The sequence below is a fragment of the Sinorhizobium sp. 8-89 genome, assembly GCF_030124325.1.
In the GTDB taxonomy this organism is placed as follows: domain Bacteria; phylum Pseudomonadota; class Alphaproteobacteria; order Rhizobiales; family Rhizobiaceae; genus Sinorhizobium.
In genome coordinates this window covers 85741-108952 of the sequence record NZ_JASKLR010000004.1, presented here as the reverse complement: position 1 = coordinate 108952, position 23212 = coordinate 85741, and the positions used below count along the sequence as shown (strand labels likewise).

Below are 23212 nucleotides of genomic sequence, written 5' to 3'. Positions count from 1 at the left end.
GTGCGCCCTCTCGGCATGCCCGGCGCCGACCCGACATGAGACAGCATGGACGGGGGAGGAGGCGCTGCCGTCTCTTCATCGTATCGTGAGCGGGCAACCTGCCGCCAAAGAAAAACCCGCCCGAGAGAGGGGCGGGTTTTCGATCCGATAATAGCCGTCAGAGCGGACGAGGAAATGCGGGTTCTCGACCGCGATGCTATGGAAAATCAGGCCGTTTCCAGGTAGTCGTTGCCGTCGGGCTCGCGCAGCACGTAGCCGCGGCCCCAGACTGTCTCGATATAATTGGCGCCGCCGGCAGCATTTGCGAGCTTCTTGCGCAGCTTGCAGATGAAGACGTCGATGATCTTCAGTTCCGGCTCGTCCATGCCGCCATAGAGATGATTAAGGAACATTTCCTTGGTAAGCGTCGTGCCCTTGCGCAGCGAGAGGAGTTCCAGCATCTGGTATTCCTTGCCGGTCAGATGCACGCGCTGACCACCGACTTCCACAGTCTTGGCGTCAAGGTTGACGATCAGCTCGCCGGTCGAGATGACCGACTGGGCGTGGCCCTTGGAGCGACGGACGATTGCGTGGATACGCGCAACCAATTCGTCCTTGTGGAACGGCTTGGTCATGTAGTCGTCAGCGCCGAAACCGAGGCCCCGCACCTTGTCTTCAATTCCCGCCATGCCCGACAGGATGAGGATCGGGGTCTTTACTTTCGACAGGCGCAGCGTTCTCAGGACCTCGTAACCGGACATATCCGGCAGGTTCAGGTCGAGAAGAATGATATCGTAGTCATAAAGCTTGCCGAGATCGACGCCTTCTTCACCGAGATCGGTCGTGTAAACGTTGAAACTCTCGGACTTAAGCATGAGCTCGATGCTTTGAGCTGTCGCGCTATCGTCTTCGATCAGTAGAACCCGCATGTTTTTCCCCTTTTCCGCCGCCCAAGGTACGTCGTGGCCCCCTTACGCGATACGGATCCAGTCGTTGCCTGATTTGGAGGCTGCCACCAAATGGTTAACAAATTCTGATTCACTCTGGCAAGGTGTATCGAGAATGTTAAATATTTTTAGCAGTCTCCTGATTCAAAAGGTGAATCTCAAATGGCATCTCTCATGTAATACATGAGGAAATACCGCTATCTGACTCTTCCGACTCGTTAATGCGCGAAGTGCCACATTTCATGCTTCAGCATTTACGGAGCCTTAAATCATCACCCCTATGATTAACGATGCCCGTAAACGAAAGGTTACCAGCGGTAGGCCTTTGTTAAGGTCGCTTCTATTTTTTGTTTCCGGCCGCCACGGGGCCGGCACGACGGGTCAGGATCAGTAACCGGGGTCTCGCAATCCACGGGAGTATTGCGTATGAAAGCACGTGAGAGCCTTGTCCGCCTGAAGGAATTTCAGGTCCGGGAGAAGCAGCGTCAGTTGAACCAGCTTCAGATGATGATGGCTGAGTTCGAGCGAATGACCAAGGATCTGGAAAGTCAGATTGTATTCGAAGAGAAGAAGTCGGGAATTTCGGATCCCGCGCATTTTGCCTATCCCACCTTCGCCAAGGCCGCCCGCCAGAGAGCCGACAATCTCCAGGTCTCGATTCGCGAGCTGAAGGCGCAGCAGGATGCGGCCGAACTCGCGCTCGAGGAGGTTCAGGCCGAGTACGCGAAAGCGGCGGCGCTCGAAGAACGAGACACAGGCGCCCGCATGCGCGCCTGAGTCATTATGCTCCCTCGAAGTGTTACAGCGATCTTTCCGTATCTGATAAGACGTGCGGCGCCGCCGTCCCGCGTCATGCAGTCTGCTTGACGCGGGAGGCGTTTCTATTGCCGCCTGGAGCAGTTCCAGGAAAAGTATGTACGGTTTTCCGTCCGGAATTGTGTGGTTCCAAAGAGTTAGATCATTTCATTGTTTCAAGGGAACAATGAAATGATCTAGTCGACCCGCCTTGCATGCTCGGATGCCGGGCGTATCAAGTCGTCGATGGACGATCGACTCGTCGGAATGCAAAGGCGGACATGGACGGAAGAGCGCGTCTTCACGACCTCGCCTGCTTGTGGGCGCGCGGTACGCTGAGCCTCGAAAACGCCGGTCGCGCGGGCCCGTTTACGCCTGGATGACGTCCTGCCACTCCGGATGGCGCATCGCTTGCGCGCGCATGAAGGGGCAGAGCGGGATGATCTTCCAGCCGCCTTTTCGCGCTTCGTCGACTGCGTGCTTTGCGAGCGCTTGTCCGACGCCCTTGCCGCGCAATTCATCCGGCACCAGCGTGTGATCGATGATGATCAGTTTCGGTGAGGACCGCGAATAGGTCATCTCGCCGGTATGGCCCTCCACGGTCGCCGAATAACGGCCCTTCGAATTGATTTCCTCGTTGACGATTTCCATCGATCTTCGCTCCGCATCTGTTGCTGCCGGCGGGAATGCTACAGCATGTTTTCCGCGATCGGAAACATGCAGCAATTCAGAGTGCTACGCGTCCTTTGCGCGTCTGATGAGACGCGTGGCGCGGTAGCGGCGTCATGCGATCCAAAACAACACCGGCGGCTGCGGGCAGATCCCGAAGCCGCCGGTGTCGAACTATGGCCCTGTCGGGTGAAATCAGTGGCGATACTGTTGGATGCGCGTGGTCCGCAGGCCGGCGAGACCATGATCGTTGATGGAGGACTGCCAGGAAAGGAATTCCTCCACGGTCAGGGTGTACCGTTCGCACGCCTCCTCGAGGCTCAAAAGGCCACCGCGCACGGCGGCGACGACTTCAGCCTTCCGGCGGATAACCCAGCGCCGGGTGTTGGCCGGTGGCAGATCCGCGATCGTCAGAGGGCTGCCATCGGGGCCGATGACATACTTTACGCGTGGTCGCATCATTTCGGTCATGGGACTCTCTACACAAACTCAAGACCATATGACCGCGACCTTAGCTTGCCACATTTAACATTTGCCTAAGCCGCCGGTAACAATTTGCTCATAATTTGAGACACTTCGAAGCTGCGGCGTAACACCGGACGCCACAGAGGAGACCATTGCCGGGCGCGTTGTCTCGTTGCCGATATCTGCTGGCCTACGCATGGAAAAACCTAGGTTTCGCGTGGTTTTCACATGGGAGCCATGCAATTACCACATTTCACTTCAACTAAAATTTTTGATAGCGAGGCGCACAGCAAAGAATGAGCGTTCGCGTGTACGCTCCCGGAATCATCTCCTGGGCACAACATATTTTCTTGATCGGCCGCGTTGCTTGCGCGACCAGCTGATCGGTGCCGGCTGTATTGCAGCCGCCAGTTGAAGACTGTGCCGGGGTTGCAAGGACCATTCAATTCTCGACCAGGCGAACCCGCCGGCAACGTGGTGATAAGGTATGAAGGAATCGAGTGAACCGGCCTCGCGGCGCGAGGCTGATGACGACATGCTTTCGGAGTTTGATCCCGCATCGGTGCGCACCGAATACGAGCTGCTGCACCTGATGCGGCGACTGATTGCGCGCTACCGCTTCAGCCGCTTCATGATCGCGCGGCTGCCGCTGGCCGAGCAGCAGCGGTTCTCCGAACGTCTGGTGCTCAGCAATTGGCCCGCCGAACTGGTGCGCCAATACGACGCCTCCGGGGCCTTTCAGGCGAGCCTCCTCGTTGAGCGGCTGCGCCAGACGAAACTGCCGGTCGTGGGTGGCGCGGAGCTTCTGGACGTCGCACGCAAGGATGGAGAGGCGATGTCCGTCCGCCACCTTCAGGCCCATCCCGACATGACGCGTCATTTTTCCTTGCTTTTGCATACGACGTATGGGGAGCCGTTCGTCGTCATGCTTTCGGGCACGCGGGAGGAGCCGGTCGGCACGGAATGCGCAATGCTCTATCTGACGCTCGTGCAGCTCTTCGAATGTCTCGAGCGCACCTTCGATACCGGGAGCGCGGTGCGCGAAAAACTGTCCAGCCGTGAGATCGAGTGCCTGCGGTGGGCAGCGGCCGGCAAGAGCAGCGACGAGATCGCCATCATTCTCGGCATTTCCGCCTACACGGTCAGCAGCTATTTCAAGAGCGCGACCCGCAAGCTCGATGCGGTCAACCGCATGCAGGCGATCGCGCGCGCGATGCGGATGAAGCTGATCTGACGGCTTGATGCGGCTGATCCGCAGCCAACCTCCGCCCTTGCCGCAGGGCGGACAAGTTTCTATATGTCGCGGCACAGAAAGCTTTGAAATGCCGTTTGGCGCCGTTTTACGGAAGGCCCAAGGCATGAGCGTGAAAACAGGGCGGCGCAGGCGATCGACGCGTGCCCCGCAATGCCGGATTGGATCCCGTGAACAGTCTCGATTTTGATCGCAAGCCCGAAGATACGCGCGTCGTCGTCGCCATGTCCGGCGGCGTCGATTCCTCCGTCGTGGCTGGCCTGCTCAAACGCGAGGGCTATGACGTGCTCGGCATCACGCTGCAGCTCTACGATCATGGCGCGGCCGTGCACCGCGCCGGCTCCTGCTGCGCCGGCCAGGACATCGACGATGCGCGGCGCGTCTGCGAGACGCTCGGCATTCCGCATTATGTACTCGATTATGAAGCGCGCTTCCGCGAAACGGTGATCAATCCCTTCGCCGAAAGCTACATCGCGGGCGAGACGCCGATCCCTTGCGTTGCCTGCAACCAGACGGTCAAGTTCGCCGACCTGCTTGCGACCGCCAAGGAGCTCGGCGCGGATGCGCTCGCCACCGGCCATTACATCCGCTCCCGGCCGAGCCCGAAGCCGCGCTATGCCTGGCAGCGGGCGCTTTACCGGCCGACGGACGCCGAGCGAGACCAGAGCTATTTCCTATTCGCGACAACGCAGGAACAGATCGACTATCTGCGCTTTCCCCTCGGTGGTCTTTCCAAGACCGAAACGCGGGCTCTGGCCGAAGACATGGGCCTGATCGTCGCCAAGAAGGCCGACAGCCAGGACATCTGTTTCGTACCGCAGGGCAAATACAGCGACATCGTTTCGAAGCTGAAGCCGAATGCGGCTCTCGCCGGCGAGATCGTCCATCTCGACGGGCGCGTGCTCGGCAGCCACGACGGCATCCTGCACTATACGATCGGCCAGCGGCGCGGCATCGGGGTCGCCACCGGCGAGCCGCTTTACGTCGTCTATCTCGATGCCCGCTCGCGCCGCGTCATCGTCGGCCCGAAGGAGGCGCTGGAGACGCGCCGCGTCTATCTGCGCGACGTCAACTGGCTGGGCGACGAGGAACTCGAGGACGCGGCCGCCCGGGGCTTCGACTGCTTCGCCAAGGTGCGGTCCACTCGCCAGCCGGCGCCGGCGGTCCTGAGAAGCGACGCAGAAGGTCTCTACGTCGAGCTTGCCGAAGGGGAGGCCGGCGTCGCGCCTGGGCAGGCCTGCGCACTTTATTCCGGCACCGGCGAAGACGCGCGCGTCTATGGCGGCGGTTTCATCCGCAAATCCGAACGCGAGCCCGGCGCGGAAGCGGCGCTCAAGGCGCTTTTGCAGGCACCGGCGGCGGCTTGAGCAGGTGCGACCAGGAACGTCGGGAAAAGTTCACATTTTCCCGCAGACTTTGCTTGACACTAGCCGGAACAGCACCTTATAAGCCGCCCGTCCAGCCGAGACGGGCTTCCTTGGGGAAGCTTCACGGTGCCGGCGGCGGAGTAGCTCAGTAGGTTAGAGCAGAGGAATCATAATCCTTGTGTCGGGGGTTCGAATCCCTCCTCCGCTACCATCGAATTCCCTAAGAAATACAGCGGTTTAGAAGAAAAAGGCTCCGGGATTTCCGGGGCCTTTGTGCCATCTTTGTGCCTTGGAATTTCCCTTATTTTCCGGGGTTTCCTTTTCGGTCCCGGCAAGTCACTGGCACAAAGAATGGCACAAAGCGGCACAAAGAATCGGCCGCGACCGATGCGCCTTTTCACTCTAGCTAAGGCGCCGCCCTAAATTTCTACGGTTGCCTCAATGATGATGCCGGGAGGATGATCCGGGGTTTAGCCGCCAGGAAAACGGAGGAAAGAATGAAGCGCTTTTTCTTTAAGGAGTGGAGGGAGAACGCCGGGTTCGCGTCTCAGAAGGCGCTGGCAGAGGTGATTGGTTTCACGCCCGCGATGGTATCCCGTGTTGAAGCCGGGAAACGTGATGGCAGCGTCGATTACCTCGTTGCGTTCGCCAAGGCGTGTGGATGCAGGCCCGGTGACCCTCTTAATCGACCGCCGTCAAGCCTTAACCTCACCGAAGCGCTTAGTCGAGTGCCACCGCAAATCGCGAAGACCTTTCACAATGCTGTAGACGGACTCGTCAAAGCAGCGCTTGAACCGGAGGCGAGAGAAGTCCCGCCGCTGTCAAGGAGGATCGAGCCGGACATTGCAGTGATCAATAAGAAGAAGGGCATATGTTTCGAGTTTTTTTTCAAACAGTACCAATCGGCGTTCAAACATAGAGAAGAAAAGTTCATTAGCCCGTTTGGATAAAGAAAAAGGCCCCGCCGGGAGTGGCGGGGCGAGGTGGGCGCGGGCGCCAGGAGGGTATACCTGCCCGCGCCGCTGGGAGCCAAATTAGTTAGCTACTTGCAAACACCTTGATTGCAATTATGTTTGCTATTTGCTAATGTCGAAGTATGAAAACGATCCGCTATTCCCGCGACGCTCTCAAGACCTTAATGCAGATTCCAGTGAACGTCGCTAAGCGGCTCCGCTCGAAAATTGAGCAATATGCTTCGGACCCAGCGAGCCTTGCCAATAACGTCAAGGCTCTCAAGGGGCAGCAAGGTACGTACCGGCTGCGGGTAGGCGACTGGCGGATAGTCTTCACCGAGGACGGTGAGATTATCGCCATCATCAGGATCGCCCCTCGCGGCGGTGCGTACGATTAGGAGGGCAAACCATGGCGCTACAGTTCATCACTACTCCGGCCGGTGACCGCATGGTGGTCATGCCGGAAGACGAATACAGGAAGCTCGCCAAGGCCGCCGAGATGGCAGAGGATGAAGCCGATATTGCCGCCGTCGAACGCTTTCATGCTCGTCTGGCAAGCGGCGATGAGGAGTTGATCCCGGCTGAGTTCGTCAACCGCATGCTCGACGGCGAAAATAGGATCAAGGTTTGGCGAGAATATCGAGCAATGACGTTGCGTGACCTCGCCGCCAAAGCCGATGTAAGCCCGGCCTATCTCTCACAAATCGAGAGCGGCAAGCGCGATGGAACCTTCGACACTATAAAGAAGATAGCTGCTGCGCTGGACATCACCGTGGACGAGCTGGCTTGAGCGATATCATCCTCGCCCAACGATGGTTCCCCTTGGGGTACACCTTCGAAACCATGGGGCAAGCCTAAGACACTGGTAAACCGTGGGATCGGGCCGCCGCCCCGCCGAGGCGTGGTGCCCAAGGGGTAACATTCTAACCATTTGTTTTTATTGGTTGATTTCCGTCCGGGTTATTTTGTATCTTCCGAGTGTCCGACGACGGCAATCAACGGGAGAGGCAATGACCGACGACAACGACGGCTATCTGACAAGCAGCAGTGTCCTAAAGCGTTTCGATAATATTTCACGCAAAACACTGCGGCGATGGGTCCGCGATCCCTGTCTCGGCTTTCCGCAACCACTAATCATTGGGGATCGCTGGTATTTCAAGAAAATCGAACTGGATGCGTTTGAGGAACGTCGAAAAAGAGAAGTCGCGGTTCTGAGGGAAGGAGCATAACTATGGGGCGCCTGACTGTCGATATCAGTGATAGCCTGCACAAGCGCGCGCGGCTCGATTGCGCAAGGGACGGCAAATATCTTTCCGATGTAATTCGGGCTTATCTCTATAAGGAATTCCATAATTCCAAACGCTCCGATCAAAAAGAGGCGGAAATACAAAGGTTGATGGAGCCGTTTAAGATGAAGACCTACATTGCACTTGTAGAGCCGGGCGACAAAGCGACCGCCTACGGCATTTCGTTTCCTGATCTTCCCGGCGTTTACTCCGCCGCCGATGACGAAGGCGGCATCCTCCACAAAGCAATCGAGGCGTTGCAGTTGTGGGCGGAAGACGAGAGTATGCCGGAACCGTCAACCATGGCGGCGGTCTTGCAGCGCAAGGAAGTCCGGGCGGCGATGAAGAAAGGCTGTTACCCTTTGGCGGTTCCCTTCATCGAAAACGACAAAGGTTGATGGAGCGGTTTAAGATGGCGCTGGAAACAATCCGTTTCGACATTCAGGATTTCCTCAAAACCCCGGAAGAACAGGCCGGCATGCTTGAGGCCGCTCTTGAAGACGGTGACCCTGAGCTGATCGCAACCATAATCGATGAAATCGCACGTGCACGGGGGACGACCATGGTAGAGCAATGGGTGAAGGACATGACCGAAGAGGTCCTGGGGAAATCCAGTATGGAGGTCGGCAAAACAGTCCGTCACCCTGACGGGCGTAACGTGCTGATCGTCAGCGGCCAATATTGGGGCACCCACGGGCTCTCAAATTTCTGGCACTGGAAAGAGGTCCGTGAAGACGGAACCTATGGACCCGAGGAGAGCGGTTACGGGTGGTGATCCGGCATGAGCCGTCAGCCGGGAAATGGGGGTTGTCATGGATGAGTTGCAGGAAATCGCTCGCGACATGGCAGAGGTTCGGCGGCTGTTGATGACGGTTGCCGAAACCGCCGAGCGCATGACTAGCGACGTGCATGCAATGCGCGCTGATACGCGGTTGAAGGACGAAATTCGGGCCGTGTTCAAGAGCGAATTGGCAAGCCTCGACAAGCTAGCCGAGCCCACTTTCGCCCGCATGGATGCGCGGCTCGCCGAGGTCGATGCCGCCCTTGCCGACATTTTGGGGCGGGTATCGGCGGCCGGGGGGAGGGTTAATCGGACGGGTAGAAAGGACGCTCAAATGACGACATTACATGTTCGATTGGGTGGCGGTATCGATGAAATGCGCCAGCAGTTTATAGAGACAGCGAAGCGTATCGATGCCGGTGAGAATGTCCCGGATGCCGAGTCGTCCTATTATTTCGGCAGTTACGACGACATGCATCGCATTCTGACACCATCTCGGCTTGCTATTGTCGTGACGCTCGCCGGGCAGGGGCCGCTGTCGATCCACGAAGTCGCACGGCGAGTCAATCGCGACGTAGAGGCGGTCAAAGGTGACGTGACCACGCTCATCAACACAGGCGTCATCGACCGGACGGCGGACGGCGTTGAGTTCCCATATGACCGCATTCATTTCGAATGGTCCGCCGGAGATCAACGAGAATGATGGGACATCGAGAAAAGCTGAAAGGCGGCGACGAGTGGGACGCCTTCACCGGTTGGCGCAAGGTCATGTGCTACCTTGACCGCCCGCGCGTCAAGCATAGCATCAAGAAAAAGTTCTCCCGCCGCGTGCGGAAGGACGCGAAGAAGACCATTGAGGAAAAGTTAACTTTTGATTGATTTACGGGTCTAGCCCGGCAACCATGACGGCTGTCGAGTTTGAGTAAAGGACCCGCATGATGCAGAAGGTTTCCAGAACCCGCGCCCCACAAGGCGCCCGCTCAGAAGAGCGAGAAAAGCAAATCAGCGTTCTCGTCGGTCAGAATATAAGAACGCTGCGCACCCTCAACGACATTTCACAGACCGCGCTCGCCGAGAGGCTTGGGGTTACGTTTCAGCAGGTGCAAAAATACGAAAGCGGCATGAACCGCGTCAGCGCCCCGAAACTCCTGTTGATGGCCGAAATCTTCAACACGCCGATTTCCACCTTCTTCTCCAATATCGAGACAACAGAGCCGCAGGACGCCGCACTGCCGACCTTCGGGAAACACGGGCTCCGCGCTGCTCGGATAGTCGAGACAATGCCGCCAAGGGTCCAGGGCACGGCGCTCCGGGTCTTGCAGTCACTTGCCGATCCCGGCGAGTGATCAATCAGCGGGGAGGCGGGACCGCCGCCTCCATCCTTTGAAGCGTTTGGTTCGTCAACGCAATCTGCGTCGAGATCGATGAGAGCTGAGTCCGCATATCGGCGAACTGGTTGCTGTAACTTTCCGCGATGCGATTGACCCGCGTGTCCATCGCCTCGATTCCCTTCTCATTAGTGGTGATGCGGTACGTTAGCTGATCCAACTTTGCCAGGTCGGTGCGCAACGCGCTGATCTGCTGTTCGATAACGGCATCTTGAGTGCGGATGTTTGCCGCCAGATCACGGTGCACCGCCTCGTGACCCAGCTTCCATTCTTCCAGTTCACGGATCGCGGATACAGATGTGCCCCAGGCGACGCCGATCATGACAAAGGTGGCGAGGAAGCCAGCGACAGAAATCACCGTGTTGATGTTGACTGTCCGCGTATCGACTTGGAGTCCGGTCTGCATTTTAGATGGCAACTCCTAGAAAGCGCAGCGAGTACAAGATGATCACGAGCACCGCGACGACGATCACGAGGTATTCGGCCCATTGTCCGAACGGCGCCGGGATGAACGGCGCGCGGCGAATGGGGAAGACGATCAGGCCGGTGACAAGCCCGACAACGAGAATGGAAATCGCCAGTGCTATAAGACCTTCGATCATGGTTGCCTCCTATTTCCAGCACTTCTGAGCCCGCCCGAAGGCGTTGTGTCCGGCGATGCCCCGGCCGGTCGGGATCAGTTCAGGATCGCCCGCCAGCTTAGCGGCGCCGCCCGGCGTTACGTCGATCTTCCTCCACCCCGCGCAGTTGAGCGCACTCGTCGTGCACCCCACCACCAAGAAGCTCGTTGCACAGAGCAATACCGTCCAGGCCGTTGACCCTTTCATCGACTCGCTCCCTTTTCTCGATTGCAGCGATTGTGTCCTTGAGCTGTTCGACGCGGCTATCAGATCGCCCCTTCCAATAGCCGGCGCCCAATAGAGCGATGACGAACGCGGCCACTGCCAAGGCTTTGCCGGCCGGACCCGTGAGGAAGGCAATCATACCGGCACCTCATCAAGCGCATCGGCGAGCCGGGTTTGCTGCCGCTTGGCATACCAGCGGTAAGCGATGCCGCCGGCAGCGAGCAAAGCGCCACCAACGGCGAGAGCGACGACCAGATTGGTAATCCAATCACCGGCCACTCTGAACGGCGTGAGTTGTTCCTGGAGCCCCTGCAATGTCCCGGCAATGCCACCCGCGCCGACTCCGCCGCCGGTCGCCGCGTCGGCCGGTGCCCTCGATGGCGCTCTGCGTGCGTCCTCGATCAGCGCCTTTGCGTTCGCATTCGGAATTTCGACCGCCTTCAAATCGATTGTCTGACGTTCCACATCCGCCTTTGCCATGGCCCGGACGCTGGCAACGCGCTTTTCCCAGCCGCGTCCGAACGTGCTCCATGTTTTTAGAGCGCGGAGGAATGCCATGCGGCGGTCGCAGATGCGGTCAATAAGCGCGGCGTGATTTGCCGTGGCATCGAGCGCGGCGAAGGTTGCTATCCCCATCACGCCGTCGATCTGACCTTGATAGGCTGCGCCTAACCCCCTCTGTAGCCACTTAATTGACTGCTTGGGGCCGGAGTGCACGGCTCCGTCCATCAGCACGTAATCGATGCCCGCCGGCAGCTTGTCGCCCTTGATCGCATCCCAATATTGCCGCTTGTAGATCGCGTCCCGTTCAGCCGCGACCATTGCCTTGACGGAGCGCGTGCGCTGCTTTTTGCTCCGCCGATAGGCGTCATAGGTCCGCTGAGTAACACCCTGATTTGTGGCTCCGCCGGGATCACGCGGATGATCGACAAAGCCGCCTTCATGGACGAGCACTCGCGCGAGTGCCGCCTTGAAGCCGCTGGCTGTCATGGCTGACTCCTGTTTAGGATTTCTTAGAGAAAGTTGATGTTTTGAACCCGGCGCTTGGCCGTAACCGGCTGCGGCTCAGAGCCGGGCAATTCCGGCTGGAAATCTGCCTCGTCGGGGCCGAGCACGGCATAGACGGTCACTATGGATCGCAACCGGCGAGGGGGAGGGGCTTGAGCGGAGCACCATCGATCAGCGAAAGCGCCACCTGAAATTCCACATCGAAGAGTTCATAGGCGATACTTTGGTTTCCAAGCTGTCAGTGCCGTCGATACGGGAGTTTGAAGACAAGCTCAGGGAGAACGGACGCTCAGCGGCGATGATCAAGAAAGTGCTCGTCTCGCTCGGCGGTATTGTGGGGGATGCAGTTGAACGCGGGCTTGCGACGCGGAATCCCGTCAGGGACATGCGTCAGAAGCACGGCGGCAAAGAGACCCGGATCGAGAAGCGTCACAAGGTGAAGCTAAAGGTCGGGGTGCATATTCCAACGCCGGCCGAGATCAGGACTGTCCTCTCTGTCCTCGATAGCATGGGTCATTGGCGTCCGCTGCTGATAACCGTGATCTTCACCGGCATGCGTTCCTCGGAGCTGCGCGGATTGCGTTGGGAGGATGTCGATCTGGAGGGGCGCTCTATTAGCGTTACCCAGCGGGCGGATGAGTACGGCAAGATCGGGCGACCGAAAACAGAAGCGGGAGAAAGGACAATTCCGATCCCACCATTCGTCGTCAACACCCTCCGGGAATGGCGCCTCGCTTGCCCACGTCGTGACACCGGCCGGGTTGATGCTGCCGACAACCCGATTCGTGAGCTTCACTATGTCTTCCCCAACGGGAACGGCAACATTGAAAGCCACGCTAACATCATCAACCGGGCGCTAATTCCGGCGATGATCAAGGCCGGCGTTTCCTATCCTTCGGAGGAGTTTGATGACGACGGTAAGCCGATCACGGTTATCCGGGCGAAGTACACCGGCCTTCACTCACTTAGGCACTTCTTCGCCTCATGGTGCATCAACCGGAAAGTTGACGGCGGCCTGGAGCTGCCGGTCAAGTCGGTGCAGGAACGGCTTGGTCACTCCTCGATACAGATGACTCTAGACACCTACGGGCACCTGTTCCCGCGCGGCGATGACTCTGATGAACTAGCCGCCGCAGAACGTTCATTGCTGGGTTAAAGGTACGGCTGGCACAGCGACGGCACAGATGGCACAAAACTGGCACAAAATGGGAAAAAACATAATAAAAACACAGCTGACACGGGAATCATAATCCTTGTGTCGGGGGTTCGAATCCCTCCTCCGCTACCAACTTTATCATTGTCTAGCCTCGATCAACTCGACTGGTCCCTCTCGGGCAATGCTCTTTCTCGTGGCAACTTGCCAAACTTTCAATGTTTTCTCTGAAGCGCTTCACCGCCTTGGGTCCGATCTCGATCGGCGCCGGCGCCTGGTTTCTGCCATTCATCCGTCGCGGCAGTTCGTTTGGTGAGGCGGACGAAATCTTACGGTCCAAATAGCGAGTGAAGGTCCCAGAGCGGTGCAGACCATTGGGCGTCGCTCTGAGACCCCTCTCACGCCCGCGACGCGACGGAGTTGTTCGTTGTTCCGCGGGCGCGGATCTGCCGCAATATGTATCGGGAGAAGTATTCGGCAACGGGCCTAAGACGTTTGCCCGCAGCGCGCGGGACTAAGGTCCCATGGATTGAAGTTGACGACACCCTAGCTCCAAGGAATTCGCCGCGGTGAAGCAACCACAAGAACCTAATTATTTCAGAAAAGAATTAGGCGGGTCCCCTGCCGCAACGGTACGGGGTCCCGCTTGTGTAGGGTCTGTGGGTTTGAAAGCGAGGTAAGCAAGTCGACAACTGCCCTATCGGACCACGCTCACTCAACTGTCGTCTTCATCGACGGTAGCAGCCATCAAGGTCTTCAGGCATCCTAAGTTATCGGGCTGGACTGTTTTCCGGCTAGCAGGAAGGCGGATTTTAGATCAGAAGTAAGTGCAGCCGTTGCATGTTTCCGACCAGCGTACAAAGGGGGTTGGAATGAAGTTCCGCGTCTCTGACGGCGCAGAGTTTTTCCTGCTTGGGAACCGCAGAACGATTTTCGTCGAATCGTTGCAACGGATTTTTGAACTCGACGACCTGACGGCGTATCTGACCTGCAATCTCGCCGAAGCCATGTCGTTTCAACAACTCGTGTCCGACCTGGTGGCGCGTGGCGTCAACCGGAGTTCCGCCGGTGCATTCGTGAGGAAATATCTCCTTTCCTGGTCCCGTCAGGGATTGCTGGACATTGTGCTTGACGAGAGCGACGGACCGCCTGTTGACACACATGTGCTTGATCTCGCCGCGACTGCTGCCTCGGTGGCATATTACGATCAAGGTGCCGTCGATCTCGTTCGGCCGGTTTTCGATCATTTGGCGGTGAAGGGCATCGAGGCCCCTTTTTGCTACAATGTGGCAAGGTTCGGCGACCGGCTGTGCATCAGCAGGAATGGCTCGCCAGGAATGATCGTCACTGGCGCCGAGGCGGCGCCAGCATTGAAGAGCTTTCTCACCGAAGACGTCCTGGCGGCGGTCGGCACCGATATTGCGCTTCACGCGGCGCTTCTGGTGAAGAACTCGCGGGGCCTTTTGATCTGCGGTGCGCCGGGAGCGGGGAAGACGACACTTGCTATGGCGCTCGTTGACGCGGGCTTTGATTACGGCGGCGATGATATTGCATTGATGGACGACCGGGGTCTGGTGCGCGGGGTGCCCTTTGCGCTCGCGCTCAAGTCCGGCTCGTGGAGTCTCCTTGAGGGGTCTCGCGATGCGATCATGTCCTGCCCGGTGCACCGCCGCCTCGACAACAAAAGTGTCCGGTATGTCGCGCCGGTTCGACAGGCGCCGCGCGAACGTGTTCCGCTGCACACGATCGTGCTTATCCGCCGCCGGAAAAAGGGGCCGGCGGTGGTTTCGGCGGTGGAGCCGGTGCAGGCTCTGTCTGAACTGGTCGCAGGCGCGTTCACTCCCGAGCGACGGCTGGACATGACCCAATTCCAGAGCTTGCTGAATGTCGTTTCCGGCGCACGCTTGGCCGAGCTTACTTTTTCACGGCTCGATGAAGCCGTTGCGATCCTGGACCGGTATCATGAAGCGGAGTAGCTACAGGGATCTTCTCGCTCTTGCTTCCTGCCTTGATGGCCGCCTTCCCGACGAGATAGACTGGGACGCCGTCATAGACCTGGCGAACAAGACCATGACGATCCCGTCGCTCGCCCTGGCGGTGGCCAGATTTGCGCGCCAGAACGATATCCCCGAGGAGGTTCGGACCTATCTTGCGGCGATTTACCAGAGAAATTCACAGCGCAATTCACGGCTGAATTCCCAGCTGGAAGAAGCGGTAAGCTGTTTGAACGACATTGGCATTGAACCGGTTGCCATGAAGGGCGCCGCAATTCTGGTGGCGCAGAGACAGGAGGAGATCGGTGCCCGGATGCTTACCGATCTGGATATTTTCGTTCGACCCGCCGAGATGGCCAGAGCGATTGGAGCACTGCAAAGTGTTGGCTATGAAACCCGCGAAGACGCCGGTGTGGGTTCCTGGCCCGGAAATCCAAAGTTCCGTCTACCTGTCGTGCTCGCTCGTCCCGCTGATGCCGGCAGCATCGACCTGCACTGTCGCCTGAAGGGTCCGACCTCCTTCAGCGACATCGAGTGGCTGTACCGCAACGGCAGCCGAGTGGCACTCGCCGGAGGCCACGTCTACATCCCTTCGCCGTTCGCCCAGGTAGTCTGTCTGATGCTGCACGATCAATTTCAGGATGGAGATTACTGGCGAGGTTTGGTCGACCTGCGCCATCTTCTCGACATAGCAAACATTGCGCGTTCCACAGGTGAGATACAATGGGAGGTGTTGAGGTCGTTGTTTTCAGCGGGATATGAAAGAAATGCAATCGACACACAAATTCTGACGATAAGTGCATTGTTCAATATCGGGAGTACTCCCACGCCGTTATTCGGCAAGGCCGCGCATTTCCAACTTTGGCGGCGAAAAATCCAGATAGAACGACAATACCTCCGCGCGTCGTTGACGCTTCTGACGCTTCTGACGGAATTGTTGCATTATCCATCCTGGGATCGCTTTGGAGGCGAGCCCCATTCTTCCCGGCGGCAGGAAACGAAGCGAAAGCTTCGCGAGCTGCGGCGTATTTTTCGCCCAGTAGCCCCGGGCAAGGCGTAAAACGCGCGCAAAAATCGCCAGTTGCCGGAAGGCATTTCCTCAGGTCGCGCCGCCGGGCATCATCTCGACAAGGAAAAGCCCCGACGCGATGTCTGCCGATAGCGTGAGAGGAGGCGGTTGGACGAGGATCGCCGCGTCCAGTGCATGGAGCGTCGCGGTCACCCCTTCCGCCGCCAGTGTGACGCTTCCGCGGTGGCAGAAGACGATGAGCTCCCGCGCATGGGATTCGAGCGATTGCGAGCCCTCGACGTGAAGCCGCCGCACGCGGTGTTTCAGCGCGCTGCGTCGCGTCATGACATTGAGGTCGATAACCGGGCCGTCGCGAAGCGCAGCCGATGTCGGCGTATCGGCGGGGAAGGACAGTGGCGCATCGGCGACCGTCAGCAGTTTCGGCTGTCGCCCTTCGATCGCGAGTGTCATGCCGGCGCCTTCGAGGATCGAGAGCGTGCGGTCGATGCCGGGGAACGTGGAAAAAGAACCATCGCTCGCCACCGTCGCCATGCTGATGCGCCAGTCGAAATCGGAAAGCGACGCGCGCTCCGGGGAGACGGCGATTTCGACGGTCTCGCCGCCGCCGTTCTTCCACGGCATGCGCCTATATTCGTTCGAACGCAGGATCTTCATGGCGTAGCTCCTTGCATCAGATTGCGCATCCGATCGACGTCCTCATTCATAGGCCGGTCGTCGGCATAGGTCGAGATCGTTTCGCGGATGCGGCCATAGAGGGAGGCCGTCCGTGTCGCCTTGGCTCGGGATCGTGGTTGCAGATCATAGGCCTGGGCGGCCGCGAGCAACTCGATCGCCAGAATTTGCTCAAGATTGTCGAGGATCGAGAGCACCTTCCAGGCTGCGGGTGTCGCGTGGGTGAGAATGTCCTCCTGAAGCGCAGAAGTGATGCCGCCATCGAGGCTTGCCGGCGCCGCCAGGCGGCGGTTTTCTGCCGCGAGCGCCGCGGCGGTGTATTGCGCTATCATGTAGCCCGAAGAAACGCCGCTGTCGCCCGCGAGAAAGGCAGGCAGACCACTGACGAGCGGATTGACCAGCCGATCGACGCGGCGCTCCGAAATCGCCGCGATCTCGGCCGCCGCGACCGCGAGACTGTCCATGGCGAGACCGAGGGCGGCACCGACGGCGTGCGCCTGGGAATGCACCTCCGGTGCTTCCGGCGTGCCGGAAACCGCCGGATTATCGGTGACGCTCGAAAGCTCTCGGTTCACGACCTCGGCGACGTGATCGAAGGTGTCACGCGCGGCGCCATGGACATGGGGTACGGCGCGCAGGCTCAATGGGTCCTGGGTGCGGGTGCCCGCCGTTTCGGCAAGCATCGGGCTTTGTGCCAGCCAGTCGCGCAATGTCGTGCCGACCGCCTGGAGGCCGCGCGATTTCCGCAGCGCCAGCGGCCCCTCGGCGAAGGCATTCGCCTGACTGCCCAGGTTTTCGTAAGTCATCGCAGCGGCCGCATCCGCCCAGTCGAGAAGCCGCTCCATACGGGCAAGGGCCAGGGCAGCCTGGCCTGTGGCGCAAGGTGTGCCGTTGACGAGACTGAGGCCTTCTTTCGCCTCGAGCAGCAACGGTTCCAGCCCGATGCTTTCAAGCGCATCGGCGCCACTCAGCCGGTCTTTGCCATACATGGCCGCACCTCGTCCGATCAGGACGAGCCCGATGGCGGCGGCATGGGTGAGATAGCCGACCGAGCCACGCGACGGGATCAGCGGAATGATGTCGGCATCGAGAAGTGCAAGCAGTGCCTCGACGGTTTCCATCCGGACGCCGGAGAAGCCATGGGCGAAGTTGGCAATCTGCGCCGCCATCACGGCGCGCGCCTCGGCGTTCTCGAGCGGCTCACCCACGCCGCAGGCATGGCTGAGAATGATGTTGCGCGACAGGGCTCGCTGGTTCTCGCGGCTGATCACAACGTCACAGAGCGCACCGACACCGGTGTTGATGCCGTAGCCGCGGATACCACGCTCGACCAGAGCATCGACGATCCGTCGCGCTTCGACGATCCGCGTGCGGGCGGCATCGGACAAGGCGAGGCGCGCTCCCCCGGCGACAGCGGCAATCTCTCGCCAGGTGAGGGGGCCGTCGATCGTGATTGTCTCAGTCATGGGCTTCGGGTCTTCCCTGCCGGCGCTGAACAAAGCGCGCGACATAGTCGTTAGCCGGATTGCCCAGAATATCATCCGGCGTCCCGACCTGCACGACCTGACCGTCCTTGAGGATCGCAATTTCCGAGCCGATGCGCAGCGCTTCATCGAGATCATGGGTGATGAAGACGATGGTTTTCGAGAGATTTTGCTGCAATTGCAGGAGCTGGTCCTGCATGTCGGCGCGGATCAGCGGATCAAGGGCGCTGAAGGCCTCGTCCATCAGGATCACGTCGGTATCGGCGGCAAGCGCCCGTGCGAGCCCGACGCGCTGCTTCATCCCGCCGGAAAGCTGATGCGGGAATTTCGCGTCGTAGCCGGCGAGTCCCACCGTTTCGATCCATTTCATGCCGATGCCGCGGGCGTCCGCCTTCGACACGCCACGTACGCGCTGGCCGTAGACGACATTCTGCAGCACGGTCCGATGCGGCATCAGGGCGAAACTCTGGAACACCATGCTGACGCGGCGCATGCGAAACGTCCGCAGCGTCTTGGCATCCAGATCGAGGATGTTGCTTCCGTCGAAGACGACCTCGCCGCTCGTCGGCTCGATCAACCGGTTGATGTGGCGTACCAGCGTCGACTTGCCGGAGCCAGAAAGCCCCATGATGACGAAGATCTTGCCGGCGCCAATGTTGAGGCTGACATTGTTGAGGCCGACGCTGCAGCCGGAGCGGGCAAGAATATCGGCCTTGTTGAGGCCATCCTTGGCCATGGCGAGCGCCGTCTTCGCGTCGTGCCCGAAGATCTTGTAGACGTTGCGGATTTCGATATCAGCCATTGCGGGCATCCTCCGTTCGGGCCTTGCCGAAGCCCTGCGTAATGCGGTCGAGCACGATCGCCAGGATGACGATGCCGATGCCAGCCTCCAGGCCCTTGCCGACGTCGAGAGTCTGAATGCCGTTCAGAACCTGCTCGCCGAGACCGCGCGCACCGATCATCGAGGCCACCACCACCATGGAAAGCGCCATCATGATCGTCTGGTTGAGACCCGCCATGATGGTCGGCGTCGCAAGCGGCAGCTCGACCCCGAAAAGGATCTGCGACGGGCTGCCGCCGAAGGCGGTCGCTGCCTCGACAACCTCCGTGTCGACCTGGCGGATGCCGAGATCGGTGAGACGGATCAGCGGCGGTACGGCATAGATGATGGTGGCGAGGATGGCCGGCACCTTGCCGAGGCCGAAAAGCATCAGCGCCGGAATGAGATAGACGAAGCTCGGCATCGTCTGCATGACGTCGAGCACGGGCAGCGTGATGTTGCGGACGACCCGGCTCTTGGCGACAAGAATACCCATCGGCACGCCGATCACCACCGAGACGATGGTGGCCATCAGCATCAGCGCCAGCGTCTGCATGGTCAAATCCCAGAGGCCGAGCACGCCAACGGCAAGCAGCAGGGCGCCAACGGCGATCGTCAGCGACCAGCGACGCGAACTCTGCCAGGCGAGTGCCATGAAGGCGAGAATGACGAGCCACCAGGGCAGGCCGCGCAGGATCCATTCGATGAACAGCACCGCTTTCAGGATGACGCCGCTGATCGCCTTGAAGACCCAGCCATAGTTGGTGACGAGCGCTTGGATGAAGTCATTCACAGGCGCCCGGATGGAGAGATTGAGAGAGTCCGGAAACATCGGATGTCGTTCCTTGTTCAGGCACCTTGGCGGTCTTCAACCGCAAACCTGCCTGCTCTACGGAAACAGCTTTTAAGCCATGGCTGCCACGCCCCCGTCCCGCGCTGAAGGCGGAAGGGGCGTGGCGGGCACGGTTCGGCAAAACTGTCGTTACTTCAGGCTTGCTTCGATCTTGCCGCGCGCCTCGTCGGAGACCCACTTGCCCCAGACGTCGCCCTTGGTCTTCAGGAACTCGGCAGCAGCCTCCGTGGCGTCGACCTTGTTGTCGGCCATGTAGGCGAGGCTGCCGTTGACATCCTCAAGCGGGAAGGTTGCCTTTTCGAGAATCGCGACGATTTCCGGCGCTTCCGCAGCGAAGGTGCTGTTCACGCCATAGGCAACGTCGACCGAGGGGAAGGCGCAGCCTTCGTCACGCTTGCCGTTGGCGCTGCTCAATTCCTTCCAGCAGGCTTCGTTGTAGGCCGGCTCTTCGAGCTGGACCAGCTTGAACTTGCCCATGATTGCGGTGGGAGACCAGTAATAGAAGAGGATCGGCTCGCCCTGCAAATAGGCCGAGGTGATCGCCGAATCGAGCGCCGTGCCGGTGCCGGGGCGGAAGTTCACATAGGTTTCGCCGAGTTTGTAAGCTTCGAGCTTGGCGGAGCTTACACCTTCGCAGGTCCAGCCGGATGGGCAATTCAGGAAACGGCCCTTCGACGGCTCCTCCGGATCTGCAAAGATCTCGGCGATCTTCGGATCGGAGAGCTGCGAGACACTCTTCAAGTCCGGTGCCTTCGCCTCGATATTGCGCGAGGGGTCACCGTGAACCACATAGTCCGGCACGAACCAGCCTTCGCTGGCGCCGACGAAGGTCTTGCCGACGGCGACGACCTTCTTTTCTTCGACGGCCTTGTTCCACACGTCCGAGCGGCCGAGCCATTCTTCGGCGAAAATCTGGACGTCGTTGTTGGCGGTCGCCTGTTCCAGCGTCACCGAGTTGCCGGGGATGGAATCCACCTGGCAGTCGTAACCCTTGGCAAGAATCGTCTTCATGACTTCGGTGATGAAGGCGCCGCTCTCCCAGTCTATGCCGGCAAAGGTCACGGTCTTGCCGTCGCCGCAATAGGAGGCGTTGGCGCTGACGGTCGAGGCCGCAAGCATCAGGCCGGCGGCGGCAAGAGTGAGTTTCATAGTGCTGATCGACATGCGCATTCCCCTTTTTTGATCGTAGCTTCGATGACTATTTCAGTTTCGTCAGAACCCGCGCGAAGGCGCGGTCGATGTCTTCCTCCCGATCATGGCGTCCATTGCGGATCTTCCATTGGCCAGCGACCATGACGTCGCGGACCGTCTCGCCGCCGAGCGCGAAAAGCCAGCGGTCGAGAATCTGGTTGCCGCTTGCGGCAGCGATGTAGGGGTTGTCGCCGTCGAGGACGACGAGGTCCGCACGCGCGCCTGCCTTGATGCCGGGGGCATCGAGACCGGCCGCTTGCGCTCCGCCGGCAAGGGCGGCCTCGAAGATCGACCGCCCGACGGACGCGCCGGGCCCGGCGGCAAGCCTGTTGCGCCGGCGATCGCGCAACCGCTGGCCGTATTCGAGAAGCCGCAGTTCTTCCGCGACGCTCGTTGCCACGTGGCTATCGGTGCCGATGCCGACGCGGCCACCCTCGGCGATAAAATCGACCGCCGGAAAGATGCCATCGCCGAGATTGGCCTCGGTCGCGGGGCAGAGGCCGGCAACCGCCCCGGAGTGTGCCAGGCGCTTCGTTTCCTCCGCCGTCATGTGCGTCGCATGAATGGCGCACCAGCGCGCGTCGACGGGCATCTCATCGAGAAGCCATTCGACCGGCCGCCTGCCGCTCCATGCGAGGCAGTCGTCGACTTCGCGCGTCTGCTCGGCCACGTGAATATGAATGGGTCCGGAGACCGGAGCCGTGTCGAGGATCGTCCGCATCTCGTCCGGTGTCGCGGCACGCAACGAATGAATGGCATAGCCGAGCCTGGCTCCGCTCTTCGAGCAGGCGGGAACGAGGCGATCGAGAAGAGCGAGAAAGCGATCCGAATCATGCAGGAACGGACGCTGACCGGGATTGGGCGCCACACCGCCGAAATTGGCGTGGGCATAGAAGACCGGCAGATGCGTCAGGCCGATGCCTGTCGCCTCAGCCGCATTCAATATCCGAAGCGACATTTCCGCCGGGTCGGTGTAGGGCGTGCCATCCGCCTGGTGGTGAAGATAGTGAAACTCGACCACGCGGCCGAAGCCACCCTTCAGCATCTCCATGTAAAGCTTGGCGGCTATGGCCTCGACGTCCTCGGGGTCGACGAGGCTCACCGTGCGATACATTTCCTCGCGCCAGGTCCAGAAACTGTCGCCGCCGGCACCAGCCACTTCGGCAAGACCAGCCATGGCGCGCTGGAACGCATGGGAATGAAGGTTGGCGATCGCTGGAACGACAGGTCCGGAAAGCCGCTCGTCACCTTCCGCAGGCGCTTGGTCCGTCACAGCCGACGCGATACCGCCGTTGCCGTCAAGAGTAATTGCCACGTTTTCGGCCCAGCCGGTTGTAAGAAGAGCGCGCTCCGCGAAGAGCCGGGGGACGGGAAAAGTTGGCACGTGCGTTTTTCCTGTACGTGGTTGTATATGGAACTATAGATATTTTATGGTGGCGCGCAAGGCTAAAATGGACGAAAAGAATCATCGATGCCGTGAGGGGCCGCAGCCTTCATCGGCATAAGATGGGAGTAGACAATGACGCCACCGGGGCGGACGAGCGACATGTCGGCCTTCGCGGAAGGGCCTGTGCCGCGCTATGAGGCGGTAAAGCAGTTCATTCGCAGCCGGATCGAGAGCGGGGAATGGCCCGCCAATCACCGGATACCGTCGGAAAACGACATCGTCGCGGATCTCGGCGTCAGCCGGATGACGGCGAACAGAGCGTTGCGCGAGCTCGCGAGCGAAGGCGCGATCACTCGGGTTCAGGGCGTCGGGTCCTTCGTCGCGGCGCATAAGGGCAGCACGGCGCTCCTCGAGGTCCGCAATATCGCGGACGAGATCCGCGAGCGCGGCCATCGGCACACCTCCCGGCTGACCCTGTTGCAGGAGGAGCCGGCGGGCCCGGAGATCGGCCATGCGCTCGGGCTTCCGACGGGCGCCAGGGTGTTCCATTCGATCATGGTCCACTGCGAGAACGAGGTGCCGATCCAGATCGAGGATCGGTTCGTCAACCCGGCGGTCTGTCCAGACTACATGGCGCAGGATTTCCGGACCATGACCCCGAACGCCTATCTGACCTTGGTGGCGCCGATCACCCGCACTGAACAGATCGTCGAGGCCGTGTCGCCCAAGCCGTGGGAATGCAAGCTTCTCGCGATCGGCCGCAACGAACCGTGCCTGATGATCCGCAGACGGACCTGGTCGGAAACGGCGAGCGTGACGACCGCGCGGCTGCTTTATCCAGGCACGCGCTATCGCCTTGAAGGCGCCTCGCAGTGAGGCGGTCCCGCGAATAG

At 59.8% G+C, this 23212-nt stretch carries 30 protein-coding genes and 1 tRNA gene; 17 read left to right on the top strand and 14 right to left on the bottom strand.

All coding sequences use genetic code 11. The features are described from left to right. Nucleotides 1–206: 206 nt before the first annotated feature. Nucleotides 207–908, bottom strand: coding sequence for a response regulator transcription factor CtrA (gene ctrA / locus QN219_RS10640; protein WP_136508054.1), 702 nt, complete (start codon nt 906–908; stop codon nt 207–209). A gap of 444 nt (nt 909–1352) precedes the next feature. Between ctrA and QN219_RS10635 the strand changes: the two genes are divergently transcribed. Further along, on the top strand, nt 1353–1703 hold the full coding sequence (locus QN219_RS10635; protein ID WP_136508053.1) for a flagellar export protein FliJ: 351 nt from the start codon (nt 1353–1355) through the stop codon (nt 1701–1703). A gap of 387 nt (nt 1704–2090) precedes the next feature. Here the strand turns inward: QN219_RS10635 and QN219_RS10630 are convergent, their stop codons facing one another. Beyond that, nucleotides 2091–2372: a GNAT family N-acetyltransferase gene (locus QN219_RS10630; protein ID WP_283999623.1), complete on the bottom strand. Its 282-nt coding sequence runs from the start codon at nt 2370–2372 to the stop codon at nt 2091–2093. A gap of 213 nt (nt 2373–2585) precedes the next feature. Then, nucleotides 2586–2861, bottom strand: a complete 276-nt coding sequence (locus tag QN219_RS10625; protein ID WP_003527546.1) for a DUF1153 domain-containing protein — start codon at nt 2859–2861, stop codon at nt 2586–2588. A 481-nt stretch (nt 2862–3342) separates the two neighbouring features. Between QN219_RS10625 and QN219_RS10620 the strand changes: the two genes are divergently transcribed. The 12 genes from QN219_RS10620 to QN219_RS10565 all read left to right on the top strand — a co-directional run bounded on the left by QN219_RS10620 (nt 3343) and on the right by QN219_RS10565 (nt 9840). Next, nucleotides 3343–4089: a LuxR family transcriptional regulator gene (locus QN219_RS10620; protein WP_283999621.1), complete on the top strand. Its 747-nt coding sequence runs from the start codon at nt 3343–3345 to the stop codon at nt 4087–4089. 188 nt (nt 4090–4277) lie between these two features. Next, the gene (gene mnmA / locus QN219_RS10615) at nt 4278–5474 is read left to right on the top strand and encodes a tRNA 2-thiouridine(34) synthase MnmA (RefSeq protein WP_283999620.1); all 1197 of its coding nucleotides are present in this window, start codon (nt 4278–4280) and stop codon (nt 5472–5474) included. Nucleotides 5475–5608: 134 nt separating this feature from the next. Next, nucleotides 5609–5685: transfer RNA gene (locus QN219_RS10610), tRNA-Met, on the top strand. Nucleotides 5686–5971: 286 nt separating this feature from the next. After that, nucleotides 5972–6424 carry a helix-turn-helix transcriptional regulator gene (locus QN219_RS10605; RefSeq protein ID WP_283999618.1) on the top strand — a complete coding sequence of 151 codons (453 nt, stop codon included), beginning with the start codon at nt 5972–5974 and terminating at the stop codon, nt 6422–6424. 146 nt (nt 6425–6570) lie between these two features. Beyond that, nucleotides 6571–6825 (top strand): type II toxin-antitoxin system RelE/ParE family toxin, encoded by a 255-nt coding sequence (locus QN219_RS10600; protein ID WP_283999617.1) that lies wholly within the window; start codon nt 6571–6573, stop codon nt 6823–6825. Nucleotides 6826–6836: 11 nt separating this feature from the next. After that, complete coding sequence (locus tag QN219_RS10595) at nt 6837–7217, top strand: helix-turn-helix transcriptional regulator (RefSeq protein ID WP_283999615.1); 381 nt, start codon at nt 6837–6839, stop codon at nt 7215–7217. A gap of 220 nt (nt 7218–7437) precedes the next feature. Beyond that, nucleotides 7438–7656 (top strand): helix-turn-helix domain-containing protein, encoded by a 219-nt coding sequence (locus QN219_RS10590; protein WP_283999604.1) that lies wholly within the window; start codon nt 7438–7440, stop codon nt 7654–7656. Nucleotides 7657–7658: 2 nt separating this feature from the next. Continuing rightward, on the top strand, nt 7659–8111 hold the full coding sequence (locus tag QN219_RS10585) for a type II toxin-antitoxin system HicB family antitoxin (protein WP_283999603.1): 453 nt from the start codon (nt 7659–7661) through the stop codon (nt 8109–8111). A 14-nt stretch (nt 8112–8125) separates the two neighbouring features. Then, nucleotides 8126–8488, top strand: coding sequence for a hypothetical protein (locus QN219_RS10580; protein ID WP_283999602.1), 363 nt, complete (start codon nt 8126–8128; stop codon nt 8486–8488). A gap of 340 nt (nt 8489–8828) precedes the next feature. Next, nucleotides 8829–9197: a transcriptional regulator gene (locus QN219_RS33960; protein ID WP_309486584.1), complete on the top strand. Its 369-nt coding sequence runs from the start codon at nt 8829–8831 to the stop codon at nt 9195–9197. Then, nucleotides 9194–9373, top strand: coding sequence for a hypothetical protein (locus QN219_RS10570; RefSeq protein ID WP_283999600.1), 180 nt, complete (start codon nt 9194–9196; stop codon nt 9371–9373). Before QN219_RS33960 ends, QN219_RS10570 begins: the two co-directional genes overlap by 4 nt. A gap of 59 nt (nt 9374–9432) precedes the next feature. Further along, entirely contained in the window at nt 9433–9840 is a 408-nt protein-coding gene (locus QN219_RS10565; protein WP_283999599.1) for a helix-turn-helix transcriptional regulator, read from the top strand. 4 nt (nt 9841–9844) lie between these two features. On the opposite strand, the gene QN219_RS10560 is transcribed toward QN219_RS10565, so the two are convergent. From QN219_RS10560 to QN219_RS10545, 4 genes are all read right to left on the bottom strand, one after another. Next, nucleotides 9845–10288, bottom strand: coding sequence for a hypothetical protein (locus tag QN219_RS10560; protein WP_283999598.1), 444 nt, complete (start codon nt 10286–10288; stop codon nt 9845–9847). A 1-nt stretch (nt 10289) separates the two neighbouring features. Next, the gene (locus QN219_RS10555; protein WP_283999596.1) at nt 10290–10484 is read right to left on the bottom strand and encodes a hypothetical protein; all 195 of its coding nucleotides are present in this window, start codon (nt 10482–10484) and stop codon (nt 10290–10292) included. A 97-nt stretch (nt 10485–10581) separates the two neighbouring features. Continuing rightward, complete coding sequence (locus QN219_RS10550) at nt 10582–10866, bottom strand: hypothetical protein (RefSeq protein WP_283999595.1); 285 nt, start codon at nt 10864–10866, stop codon at nt 10582–10584. Next, entirely contained in the window at nt 10863–11717 is an 855-nt protein-coding gene (locus QN219_RS10545) for a glycoside hydrolase family 108 protein (RefSeq protein WP_283999593.1), read from the bottom strand. The genes QN219_RS10550 and QN219_RS10545 overlap by 4 nt, the downstream gene beginning before the upstream one ends. A gap of 241 nt (nt 11718–11958) precedes the next feature. Here QN219_RS10545 and QN219_RS10540 point away from each other — a divergent pair, with 241 nt between their 5' ends. After that, the gene (locus QN219_RS10540) at nt 11959–12891 is read left to right on the top strand and encodes a site-specific integrase (protein WP_309486572.1); all 933 of its coding nucleotides are present in this window, start codon (nt 11959–11961) and stop codon (nt 12889–12891) included. 809 nt (nt 12892–13700) lie between these two features. On the opposite strand, the gene QN219_RS10535 is transcribed toward QN219_RS10540, so the two are convergent. Beyond that, on the bottom strand, nt 13701–14318 hold the full coding sequence (locus QN219_RS10535; protein WP_283999592.1) for a hypothetical protein: 618 nt from the start codon (nt 14316–14318) through the stop codon (nt 13701–13703). Between the two features lie 75 nt (nt 14319–14393). Here QN219_RS10535 and QN219_RS10530 point away from each other — a divergent pair, with 75 nt between their 5' ends. Both QN219_RS10530 and QN219_RS10525 read left to right on the top strand, forming a co-directional pair. Continuing rightward, entirely contained in the window at nt 14394–14864 is a 471-nt protein-coding gene (locus QN219_RS10530) for a hypothetical protein (RefSeq protein WP_283999591.1), read from the top strand. Next, entirely contained in the window at nt 14851–15942 is a 1092-nt protein-coding gene (locus tag QN219_RS10525) for a nucleotidyltransferase family protein (protein ID WP_283999590.1), read from the top strand. The genes QN219_RS10530 and QN219_RS10525 overlap by 14 nt, the downstream gene beginning before the upstream one ends. 39 nt (nt 15943–15981) lie before the next feature. Here the strand turns inward: QN219_RS10525 and QN219_RS10520 are convergent, their stop codons facing one another. From QN219_RS10520 to hutF, 6 genes are all read right to left on the bottom strand, one after another. Beyond that, nucleotides 15982–16566, bottom strand: coding sequence for a HutD family protein (locus QN219_RS10520; protein ID WP_283999589.1), 585 nt, complete (start codon nt 16564–16566; stop codon nt 15982–15984). Then, nucleotides 16563–18050, bottom strand: coding sequence for a histidine ammonia-lyase (gene hutH, locus QN219_RS10515; protein WP_283999587.1), 1488 nt, complete (start codon nt 18048–18050; stop codon nt 16563–16565). Before hutH ends, QN219_RS10520 begins: the two co-directional genes overlap by 4 nt. Further along, entirely contained in the window at nt 18043–18870 is an 828-nt protein-coding gene (locus tag QN219_RS10510) for a betaine/proline/choline family ABC transporter ATP-binding protein (RefSeq protein WP_283999586.1), read from the bottom strand. Before QN219_RS10510 ends, hutH begins: the two co-directional genes overlap by 8 nt. Continuing rightward, entirely contained in the window at nt 18863–19720 is an 858-nt protein-coding gene (locus QN219_RS10505; protein ID WP_283999585.1) for a proline/glycine betaine ABC transporter permease, read from the bottom strand. Before QN219_RS10505 ends, QN219_RS10510 begins: the two co-directional genes overlap by 8 nt. A 150-nt stretch (nt 19721–19870) precedes the next feature. Beyond that, nucleotides 19871–20905 (bottom strand): ABC transporter substrate-binding protein, encoded by a 1035-nt coding sequence (locus tag QN219_RS10500; protein WP_283999584.1) that lies wholly within the window; start codon nt 20903–20905, stop codon nt 19871–19873. 34 nt (nt 20906–20939) lie between these two features. Continuing rightward, a complete protein-coding gene (hutF, locus tag QN219_RS10495) occupies nt 20940–22316 on the bottom strand; it encodes a formimidoylglutamate deiminase (protein ID WP_283999583.1) in 1377 nt (458 codons plus the stop codon). Between the two features lie 135 nt (nt 22317–22451). On the opposite strand from hutF, the gene hutC reads away from it, so the two are divergent. Further along, the gene (gene hutC, locus QN219_RS10490; protein WP_283999582.1) at nt 22452–23195 is read left to right on the top strand and encodes a histidine utilization repressor; all 744 of its coding nucleotides are present in this window, start codon (nt 22452–22454) and stop codon (nt 23193–23195) included. Nucleotides 23196–23212: the final 17 nt, after the last annotated feature.

Coding starts and splice junctions, on each gene's coding strand:
- ctrA (WP_136508054.1), bottom strand. CDS start 908: ATGCGGGTTCTACTGATCGAAGACGATAGCGCGACAGCTCAAAGCATC.
- QN219_RS10635 (WP_136508053.1), top strand. CDS start 1,353: ATGAAAGCACGTGAGAGCCTTGTCCGCCTGAAGGAATTTCAGGTCCGG.
- QN219_RS10630 (WP_283999623.1), bottom strand. CDS start 2,372: ATGGAAATCGTCAACGAGGAAATCAATTCGAAGGGCCGTTATTCGGCG.
- QN219_RS10625 (WP_003527546.1), bottom strand. CDS start 2,861: ATGACCGAAATGATGCGACCACGCGTAAAGTATGTCATCGGCCCCGAT.
- QN219_RS10620 (WP_283999621.1), top strand. CDS start 3,343: ATGAAGGAATCGAGTGAACCGGCCTCGCGGCGCGAGGCTGATGACGAC.
- QN219_RS10605 (WP_283999618.1), top strand. CDS start 5,972: ATGAAGCGCTTTTTCTTTAAGGAGTGGAGGGAGAACGCCGGGTTCGCG.
- QN219_RS10600 (WP_283999617.1), top strand. CDS start 6,571: ATGAAAACGATCCGCTATTCCCGCGACGCTCTCAAGACCTTAATGCAG.
- QN219_RS10595 (WP_283999615.1), top strand. CDS start 6,837: ATGGCGCTACAGTTCATCACTACTCCGGCCGGTGACCGCATGGTGGTC.
- QN219_RS10590 (WP_283999604.1), top strand. CDS start 7,438: ATGACCGACGACAACGACGGCTATCTGACAAGCAGCAGTGTCCTAAAG.
- QN219_RS10585 (WP_283999603.1), top strand. CDS start 7,659: ATGGGGCGCCTGACTGTCGATATCAGTGATAGCCTGCACAAGCGCGCG.
- QN219_RS10580 (WP_283999602.1), top strand. CDS start 8,126: ATGGCGCTGGAAACAATCCGTTTCGACATTCAGGATTTCCTCAAAACC.
- QN219_RS33960 (WP_309486584.1), top strand. CDS start 8,829: ATGACGACATTACATGTTCGATTGGGTGGCGGTATCGATGAAATGCGC.
- QN219_RS10570 (WP_283999600.1), top strand. CDS start 9,194: ATGATGGGACATCGAGAAAAGCTGAAAGGCGGCGACGAGTGGGACGCC.
- QN219_RS10565 (WP_283999599.1), top strand. CDS start 9,433: ATGCAGAAGGTTTCCAGAACCCGCGCCCCACAAGGCGCCCGCTCAGAA.
- QN219_RS10560 (WP_283999598.1), bottom strand. CDS start 10,288: ATGCAGACCGGACTCCAAGTCGATACGCGGACAGTCAACATCAACACG.
- QN219_RS10555 (WP_283999596.1), bottom strand. CDS start 10,484: ATGATCGAAGGTCTTATAGCACTGGCGATTTCCATTCTCGTTGTCGGG.
- QN219_RS10550 (WP_283999595.1), bottom strand. CDS start 10,866: ATGATTGCCTTCCTCACGGGTCCGGCCGGCAAAGCCTTGGCAGTGGCC.
- QN219_RS10545 (WP_283999593.1), bottom strand. CDS start 11,717: ATGACAGCCAGCGGCTTCAAGGCGGCACTCGCGCGAGTGCTCGTCCAT.
- QN219_RS10530 (WP_283999591.1), top strand. CDS start 14,394: ATGGCGCTCGTTGACGCGGGCTTTGATTACGGCGGCGATGATATTGCA.
- QN219_RS10525 (WP_283999590.1), top strand. CDS start 14,851: ATGAAGCGGAGTAGCTACAGGGATCTTCTCGCTCTTGCTTCCTGCCTT.
- QN219_RS10520 (WP_283999589.1), bottom strand. CDS start 16,566: ATGAAGATCCTGCGTTCGAACGAATATAGGCGCATGCCGTGGAAGAAC.
- hutH (WP_283999587.1), bottom strand. CDS start 18,050: ATGACTGAGACAATCACGATCGACGGCCCCCTCACCTGGCGAGAGATT.
- QN219_RS10510 (WP_283999586.1), bottom strand. CDS start 18,870: ATGGCTGATATCGAAATCCGCAACGTCTACAAGATCTTCGGGCACGAC.
- QN219_RS10505 (WP_283999585.1), bottom strand. CDS start 19,720: ATGTTTCCGGACTCTCTCAATCTCTCCATCCGGGCGCCTGTGAATGAC.
- QN219_RS10500 (WP_283999584.1), bottom strand. CDS start 20,905: ATGTCGATCAGCACTATGAAACTCACTCTTGCCGCCGCCGGCCTGATG.
- hutC (WP_283999582.1), top strand. CDS start 22,452: ATGACGCCACCGGGGCGGACGAGCGACATGTCGGCCTTCGCGGAAGGG.